The sequence below is a fragment of the Candidatus Hodarchaeum mangrovi genome (assembly GCF_975850365.1).
The window spans coordinates 1-9,124 of sequence record NZ_CDLCQJ010000121.1; the positions used below are offsets into that span (position 1 = coordinate 1).

General features: G+C 33.0%; 7 protein-coding genes. 4 read left to right on the top strand and 3 right to left on the bottom strand.

Annotated elements, in window-relative coordinates; genetic code table 11:
• Positions 1-93: 93 nt before the first annotated feature.
• A complete protein-coding gene (locus ACWVCY_RS11835; RefSeq protein WP_455143036.1) occupies positions 94-1,995 on the top strand; it encodes a SagB/ThcOx family dehydrogenase in 1,902 nt (633 codons plus the stop codon).
• 111 nt (positions 1,996-2,106) lie between these two features.
• Positions 2,107-3,810: an AMP-binding protein gene (locus ACWVCY_RS11840; protein ID WP_455143037.1), complete on the top strand. Its 1,704-nt coding sequence runs from the start codon at positions 2,107-2,109 to the stop codon at positions 3,808-3,810.
• A 29-nt stretch (positions 3,811-3,839) separates the two neighbouring features.
• On the opposite strand, the gene ACWVCY_RS11845 is transcribed toward ACWVCY_RS11840, so the two are convergent.
• Positions 3,840-4,541, bottom strand: coding sequence for a hypothetical protein (locus ACWVCY_RS11845; RefSeq protein WP_455143038.1), 702 nt, complete (start codon positions 4,539-4,541; stop codon positions 3,840-3,842).
• Between the two features lie 163 nt (positions 4,542-4,704).
• Here ACWVCY_RS11845 and ACWVCY_RS11850 point away from each other — a divergent pair, with 163 nt between their 5' ends.
• Complete coding sequence (locus tag ACWVCY_RS11850; RefSeq protein WP_455143039.1) at positions 4,705-5,601, top strand: MBL fold metallo-hydrolase; 897 nt, start codon at positions 4,705-4,707, stop codon at positions 5,599-5,601.
• Between the two features lie 224 nt (positions 5,602-5,825).
• The gene (locus tag ACWVCY_RS11855) at positions 5,826-6,116 is read left to right on the top strand and encodes a hypothetical protein (RefSeq protein WP_455143040.1); all 291 of its coding nucleotides are present in this window, start codon (positions 5,826-5,828) and stop codon (positions 6,114-6,116) included.
• 24 nt (positions 6,117-6,140) lie between these two features.
• Here the strand turns inward: ACWVCY_RS11855 and hypD are convergent, their stop codons facing one another.
• Positions 6,141-8,504: a trans-4-hydroxy-L-proline dehydratase gene (gene hypD / locus ACWVCY_RS11860; protein WP_455143041.1), complete on the bottom strand. Its 2,364-nt coding sequence runs from the start codon at positions 8,502-8,504 to the stop codon at positions 6,141-6,143.
• A gap of 3 nt (positions 8,505-8,507) precedes the next feature.
• A partial coding sequence (locus tag ACWVCY_RS11865) for a glycyl-radical enzyme activating protein (protein WP_455143042.1) occupies positions 8,508-9,124 on the bottom strand: 617 nt, incomplete at its 5' end.

Genomic DNA, 9,124 nt, shown 5'->3' on the forward strand with positions numbered 1-9,124 from the left:
AAAACAATTATTAGTTTTTACGAGAATTTTTTAAATCGAATTTGAGAACCAATCTAAAGATTCAAAAAGTTCAGAGTAAGGCTGTTTTCTCAGATGACCTTTTTGTATAAAGACATAATCAAACTAAAATTTGGATTAGTAATTATTATTTTTGTTGGTTCAATATTTGTTATTGGTATCCAACTCTTCCCTCTACCTTCAAATGATTTTGTTTTACCATCCCCTAAATTTTCAGGCAATATATCCTTAAAAAGTGCAATATATCAGTCAAAAATCAGTTCTAATTTAACATCAACAATTCTCCCACTAGATGAGATCGGTCAATTGTTATGGGCTCTTCAAGGAATCACTCATGGTCCAAGTTTTCGGACGGTTCCCTCTGCAGGGGCAACTTATCCATTAACAATATATCTTATCCAAAGATTAGCTTCCCAGTTGAAAACAGGTCTTTACAGCTATAATCCATTTAATCATGCACTACAACCTTATAATCCCCTCTACAATGAAAGTTTCCTAATATCCCTATTAAATGATAAGGATCGTGAAACAATATTTCGTGTTAACACCGTATTCATTATCTTAGCAGATTATTCTCGGACAACTGATCGATATGGGTATCGGGGCATTCAATATGTTCACCTAGAGGTGGGTCATGCACTTCAGAATTTTTTATTACAATTAGTTTCTCTCGAATTGAACACATGGGTGATTTCGAATTTTACTAGCAAATATATGAAACATTCATTGGATACTACCTTAGAACCTTTACTAATCCTCCCTGTAGGGAGAATGAATACTTCAAATATGATTTTGCCCAAAATAGAATGCTTGAAATCATGTAATGAAAACGATCTATCAGTAGAAGAAGCAATTGCAAAAAGAAAATCTACTCGTGATTACATACAAGGAGAGATACCCCTTGTTACATTAACTGATTTATTATACGATAGTACAACAATAAATTTTTTAGGAGGGAGTCAAAAACAAATTGACATAAGATGTGCAATAGGGAGTGTAGAAGGATTATCTACTGGACAATATTATTATTATCTTCAAAATAACTCTCTCATTCAATATTCTTCTGAAAATGTACAACAGGAACTAAAAATAGCAGCACTTAATCAACAATGGGTTGAAACTGCCCAGTTGGATCTTATTCTCTCTATTAATACTACTTGGATTAATGATCAGATAAATACAAGCTACTACAATAAATTATTCATGTACAATATCGGTATGATTGCACAAAATATCTATCTAAACTGTGCAGCATTGAAGTTAGGGACAGTAGTGATAGGAGCGTTTTACGAATCAGAGGTAAATTTATGCCTGAATTTATCAAATTCGTTTACTCCCATTTATATCATACCTGTTGGTTTAACCCCTGAATTTTTCATGGAATCAACTCCCTTCATCACTCCATTGACTGAACTAGCTAGGAATATAGGATATATTTCATTCATTTTTTTCTATTTTACCCTTTATTCTTCTTTGCCAATAGTAAGAAAACGATTATTAAAAAAAGAAAGATGGATCCACTGTATCTTGGGCTTCATACCATTTTTTGGTCTTATTTTTCATTTTATGACTATTCATGGATATATAAAGTCATTATGGGAGATTTTAGTATTTGAATCCTATTTAAATGCATTTAACAGAATCATCAAAGACCTTACAACATTGCCTGTAACAAGATATGACTTGGGATTATATTTAGCTTACTTGACATTATTTTTTGGTATTCTAGCAGTTATTATTGGTATTGCTATTGCATTTAAACTCTTCATGAAACCTAAAACTCTTAAATTATTTCATAAATGGATACTCTTTATAGCACTTACGAGTGTCAATTTACATATATTGTTTAATGGTACTGTTTTTACTATTAAGCCTTTATTATTCCTTTTTCTAAATATTTTGGCTTTAGATTTCTTTTATGTTGGTAAATTATATAATGAATGGATGGTCATTGCAAAGAAGAAAGTTATCTCGTGAATCGTATTCATTGGAATTAAAGAAATTAAGAAACAAAGAAATTATAAAGAAATATAATTGGATGAATTACCTATACCCATTAGACCAAATCGAAAGAATGGTGACTATTAATTGAATCAGGAACGATTTTGGACGAAATCATATGACATAGGAATAGAAAATCTTGATCCAAGCCTCTGGGAAACAAATTTCCCTCAAGCTATACGTGAAACATTCGAAAAATATCCAAATAAATTAGCACTCGAATATTTGGGAGTAGAATTAACATTTAGTGAACTAGATGTTTATTCAAATAAATTTGCTCATTTTTTACTTGAGACTGGATTAAAAAAGGGAGATGTTATTGGACTCAATTTAGCTAATATCCCTCAATTTGTCATCGCTTTTCTAGGAGCCATAAAAATTGGCTGTGTAGTCACTGGAGTTAGTTTTCTTCTCTCTGAGGAGCAATTACTATATCAACTTAATGATTCAGAAGCAAAAGCAATAATTACCTTGGATGCGATCTTTGAAAATAGATTAGCTAAAATTGCAGCAGATTTAAAATTTTTACAACTGATTGTCACGACCAATATCGGAGATTTTCTACCAAAATATAAACAAATTTTAGGCAAACTTACAAAAAAGATTCCTAAAGGGAATGTAACCCCCCTTAATGGGAAAATTGTTAAAGATTTTTTTGAAGTTATTAGAGCGAAAGAATACTCCTCCTTATTACCGAACAGCACCATAAGTCCTGATGATCTTGCTTTTATCATCTATACTGGAGGAACTACTGGTCCACCTAAAGGTGCCATGTTGTCTCACCGGAATATCATGGCAGATTTAATAATGGTTCAAAAATGGTTAAATTGGGAACAAGGTAAAGGTATGGCATTATCTGGATTTCCATTCTTTCATGTAGCAGGCTTGTTCTTTTGTGAAAATTGTCTGTACTTGGGTTGGTCTCAGTTACTGGTTCCTAACCCTCGAGATACAAACCTTATATGTAAACTAATTGGTAAATATCAACCTACTGCTTTAGTTAATGTCCCATCCCTTTATCAAATGCTTTTAGCTAATCCTAAATTTAAAACCTTAGATCATTCTAACCTTGATACCTGTATTTCTTCAGCTTCACCTTTTCCAGTTGAATCCCAGAAGGAATTGGAAGCAATCGTTGGAAAAGGAAAATTACTTGAAGTGTATGGAATGACTGAAACCTCTCCTTTAACAGTGATGAATCCTTATCGTGGAGTCAAAAAATTGGGAACAATAGGATTACCTCTCATGAACACAGATATTAAACTTGTTGAACCTGTAACCAAAGAACTAGTTAAAATTGGAGAACCAGGTGAAATTTTAGTTAAAGGACCACAGGTAATGAAAGGTTATTGGAAAAAGCGAGAGGAAACTATGAATACCATCGATGAGGATGGATGGCTTCATACTGGTGATGTAGCCATTTTTGATGAAGAAGGATACCTTAGATTAGTTGATAGAACTAAGGACATGATTATAGTTGGTGGATTCAAAGTATTTTCCAATAAATTAGAGAATGTTCTTTCAGAACATCCAGCTATTCAAATGGCTGCAACGATAGGTGTACCAAATCCTGAAAGACCAGGATCAGAATATGTTAAAGCCTATATTACAATTTCTCCTGATCATCATTATAAGAAAGAAAACCCAGAAATGCTTAAACAGGAATTAATAGACTGGATTAGAACTAAAGTCGCTCCTTATGAAGTCCCTAAGTTTATAGAAATCCGAGAGGAATTACCTTTGACTCTTGTGGGGAAAGTAGACAAAAGACTACTACGTAATGAGAAATAAAAATTCTCTCCCTCATGTAAGTGTATTCTTTATTTCAATCTTCTATTACGAAATCCAATATTAACAGCTAAAATTATTAATGCAAAGATAAACCATTCAAAGGTAAATACAGTAGTCTGAGCTTTTGTTGTGGTCTTTCCTGGATATATTATAGGATCATTCTGACCGATCCATCCACTATTGGGAGCAGTATCCTTTACGACTAAATCCACTCCCCCATTTGCAAAAGCTTTTATCCATTTAAACGCATCTGTTCCCGCAGGCCCTTCGTACTGAATTGCATCTGTAATATCAAATGAAATCGTATTTGCATTAACTACTGCAACATCCTGATTTGGATCACTAGCCACCCATGTTTTAGTTTGTTGATTCCACCACCATGCACCAGTTTGTTTCTGATAATTATCATTTACCCAATACCTAGATGCACAAAAATAAGAATCATTTAGCCATGAACCATTGTTGTAATACCATTTAAAATGAGCACAATATTCCCAAACTTCATCACTTGTACTTTGATATGCACTACCACTTGTATCAACGAAAATATTGTAAGTATACCATGTATGTTCAGTATTATTAAGAGATGGAGTTTTTACTAGGGTGATCTTAAGTTGTGTAATCCCAACGTCAAGGCGAACAATATCGACATCTGCTACTTCTGAATCCCCACTTGGATCCGTCCCGTATCCAGCTTTTATGAGAGTCATTGATGAGATTATGGTCATCATTAGAAAAATCAAGAGGAAATATTTAGTCTTAGATTGGTTTTTCATATTCATTCCTTACATTTTTTAATCAAAAATTGATTATATATATGAATATGGACAGTGTTTGAATCTCAAGTATTTAAACAATAGGTAATGAATACTAAAACTAGATGATGGGAAATTATTGAAAGCGATTCAAAAATTAGAAATTCAGATTCTAGTCGAGAATGTTTCTGGACCTCCAGGTACTCTTGGTGAAGGTGGATTTTCAGCTCTAGTGAAAGTCCATTCAAAGAGCGAAGAATTTAAGATTTTATTCGATACAGGGCCATCAGCAGTTTCTATTTTGAATAATATTAAGAAATTAGAAGTGGATCTGACAACTATAAGTGCTATAGTGTTAAGTCATGGTCATTGGGATCATGTTGGAGGCTTAATCGAGGTTATCCCTTTAATAAATAAGCGTGTACCTTTGATTTGCCACCCCCAAGCTCTTTCACCAAAATGGTTGATAGACAAGGGAGAATCAATAGATGTAGGAATTCAAGGATTTGTTAATTCACCTGAAGAACTGAATGAACAGATAAAACTAATGATGACGACATCACCTTATAAATTTACAGAATCGATAATGACAACTGGTGAAGTACCACGAATTAATAATTTTGAACTTTTATCAGGCAAACTTAAGGAAGTTAAAACTCTATTAGACGGAAAAGAAGTACCAGACCAACTTCCTGATGATCTCTCATTAATTTTTCATTTAGTAGATGATTCAGTAGTGATTCTCACTGGATGTTGTCATTCTGGAATTATTAACACTATTGAGAAAACAAAAATCCTAACGAATTCTAGTAAAATAAGTGGAATTATTGGGGGATTACATCTTCATGATGCGTCTACTAATAGGTTAAATGAAACAGTACGAGAATTAAAACAATATCCCATTAAAAAATTAGCTCCTTGTCATTGTACAGGATTAAAAGGAAAAATTGGATTATTTAATGCCTTTAATAAAGGATTTATAGATACAACGGTTGCCTCCTTGGTCACTATTGAAGTAATGGATGATGTTTTTTAATCTGAACAGTTTATTCCTAGAAAAAATAACCTGAAACATACTAAATGACACTAACTCAAGAGAAACCATATTTATGACTCTTAAGATAAACCTATATGGAGTAACGATTGGAACAGAAATCTCACGGTTAGAGCAATCAAATAAAGAGAATCATATAGAAAATATATTGGTTAGATAGAGAATATAAACGAAATTATTCAAAAATGCTTTGGTGTAGAATTATTATGACAAAATGCGATTTTTGTGGAAGAACATTTTCTGAATCAAGATGGAAAGGAATCGGAAGAAAATATTGCTCTTCTGATTGTTACATGAAAGGTAACGCTCTTGTGAACCTTATTTTGTCTCTCTTATTTTTCATACTTGCTATTATAATGCTACTCTATTCCTCAACAATTCCACTTACAGATATTACCTATTTAGTTATTGGCGGTTTTTCATTGGCATTAGCTCTGTTTCTTTTATTTTTTGGCTTCTATGGGTATGTCCAAAGGAAAAAACCTAAAGATTTCTAACCTAAGTATAAGTATAACTTTTGTTTATAGCATGAAATGCTCAGTTCTTTGAATAATTTCATTTTGGAGTTCTGGAGTTAGATCAACAAAATAATCTGAATAGCCTGCAACGCGAACAATAAGATCTCTGTACTGTTCTGGGTGTTGCTGAGCTTTTCGTAGTGTTTCAGCATCAACTACATTAAATTGGATATGATGTCCATCTAATCGAAAATATGTTCGTATCAAATTAACTAGTTTAGAAATACCTTCGTCAGTAGCGAGTAATTGTGGGGTGAACTTCTGGTTTAAAAGAGTACCTCCTGTTCTGAGATGATCAATTTTAGAGGCAGATTTTATTACAGCTGTAGGTCCCTGCTTATCGGATCCTTGTACAGGAGAGATTCCCTCTGATAATGGGGTACTAGAAAAGCGGCCATCTGGGGTAGCGCCTGTCTTTTGTCCAAAGTAAACATGAACAGTAGTAGGAAGGAGATTAATTCGATGAGAACCTCCCTTTATATTAGGTCTTCCATTAACCGCATTAAAATAACTTTCAAATACCCTAATCGCGAGATTATCGGCATAATCATCATCATTTCCATATTTAGGCGTTTCAAAGCGTAATTTATCTTGTAATTCTTCAAAGCCCTCGTAATTTTTCCTTAATGCTTCTAGATATTCCCTAATTGTAAGGGTTTTTTGATCAAAAAGATAATACTTTAATGCAGTTAAACAATCAGTAATTGTACCTATTCCAACACCCTGAATATAGGAGGTATTATAACGGGCTCCTCCATTGTTATAATCTTTACCATTCTTAATACAATCATCAATTAATAATGATAAAAAGGGTGAAGGCATATATTTTGCATAAAGTCGTTCAATTAAATTATTTCCCTTGATCTTAATGTCAATAAAGTGATTTAGCTGCTTTTCAAAGCTATTATACAAATCCTCAAAGTTTAGCCAATCATGAGGATTTCCTGTATTAATCCCTATATATTTCCCTGTTAAAGGATCTATCCCATTATTCAGGGTTATTTCAAGAATTTTAGGTAGGTTGAAGTATCCAGTAAGAATATAGCTTTCAGTTCCAAAAGCTCCTGTTTCAACGCAACCAGATGCTCCACCATTACGAGCATCTATTATCGATTTTCCTTGCCTTAGTAATTCTTGAATTATTGCATCTGTATTAAAGATAGAAGGCTGGCCATAACCAGTTTTAATAATTTTCAAAGCTCTTTTAAGCAATTGATCAGGATTTTTCTTACTAACCTGAACCATTGAGCTAGGCTGTAAAAGCCGCATTTCTTCTACGACATCTAAGATTAAAAAGGATATTTCATTTGTAGCATCTGATCCATCTTCTTTTAAACCCCCCACGTTAATTAATGAAAAGTCTGTATAAGTTGCACTTTCTTGAGCTGTTACTCCAACTTTAGGAGGGGCTGGTTGATTATTAAATTTAATCCAAAAGGATTGCAATAATTCTTTAGCGAACTCTGGGGATAAAGTTCCATCTTCTAATCCTTTTAAATAAAATGGGTACAAGTGTTGGTCAAGGCGACCAGGATTAAATGAATCCCATGTGTTTAGCTCCAGCGTGACCCCTAAATGAACAAACCAGTAATACTGGAGTGCCTCCCAAAGAGATTGAGGTCTTTTAGCTGGGACATTTTCACAATTTTGTGCCATCTGCAACAGTTCTTGTTTTCGATCAGGGTCAGATTCTTCTTCTGCATGTTTTCGTAATGCTTTAACATAACGATTTGCATAAATAATAAGTGCTTCGGCTGCAATATCCATTGCTTTTAACTCTTCAAGTTTATCCAAAGCTTCAGGATCATTATAGAAATCTAATTTATCTATTTCATCTTTAATTTCTTTTCTGAGATCATTAAATCCTTTTTGGTAGATTTTTTTCCCTAAAACAGTATGACCAGGGGCACGCTGTTCTTGAAATTCGGTAAAAACACCAGCTTCATAAGCATCAATCCACTCAGAAGGAACAACTTGAAAAATACGTTCTCGTATAGACTTTCCTTTCCAAAATGGAATAATTATTAATTGGTAAAGACCCTCGGTGTCAGGAGAAACTTTGAACGAAATTTTTTCTCGTTCATTAAGTATTTTCAAATCAGAAGTTGAATGGATGCAAAGTTCTGGATATGTTGGAGTAGCTTTTGGTTTAGAGCCTTTTTCTCCGACAATTAATTCTCCAAGATTAATACATAAATGTTTATGCTCTAATATATACTTAAAAGCTAAAGCTCTTTCAACAGGAATCGAGACTCCTCTTGCTAATTCATTTTTATAAAATTCTGTTAAAAGTAAGGCTCGTTCAGGATCAAGAGTGGGGATAGCTTTCAAACTTTGCTCTCTTAATAGCTTTATCCGTGTATTCATTAATTACCCACCAATTTTTACCGAAAATCCGACATCTTGAAATTTTTGAGCAAGAACCTCTATTTGATGATCTGAGGGGGGTTCCAAATTTTTTAGAATATTATCTCTTCTTAATCGTTTATATTTTGATAATCCCGTTTTATGATATGGTAACAAATGAACAGCTTTAGTATGTTTTAAGTGAGTCATAAAATTAAGAATTAAATCAATATTTTTAGTTGTATCAGTTATTGTGGGTATAACGGGAAATCGAATTACTACTTGATTTTTCTCGTCATCTAGCATCATTAAATTTTCAAGAATTAATTTATTTGATACTCCAGTATGTTTAATATGTTCTAAATCATCTATTAGTTTTAAATCATAATAAATTCTTGTTATTTTATCTTTTACTCGTATAATATCAGTCCATTCAGCATATCCACATGTATCTAAAGTTGTGTCAATATCTTGGCTCCAACAATAATCAGATAAAGCTTCTAAAAAATCTATTTGAAGGAGGGGTTCTCCACCTGAAAATGTTACTCCCCCCCCTGATTCTTCATGAAATAAACGATCCTTATTAATTTCTTTGATCATCTCTGAAACTGAAACAGTATATCCGATTGTTTCTTCATTAT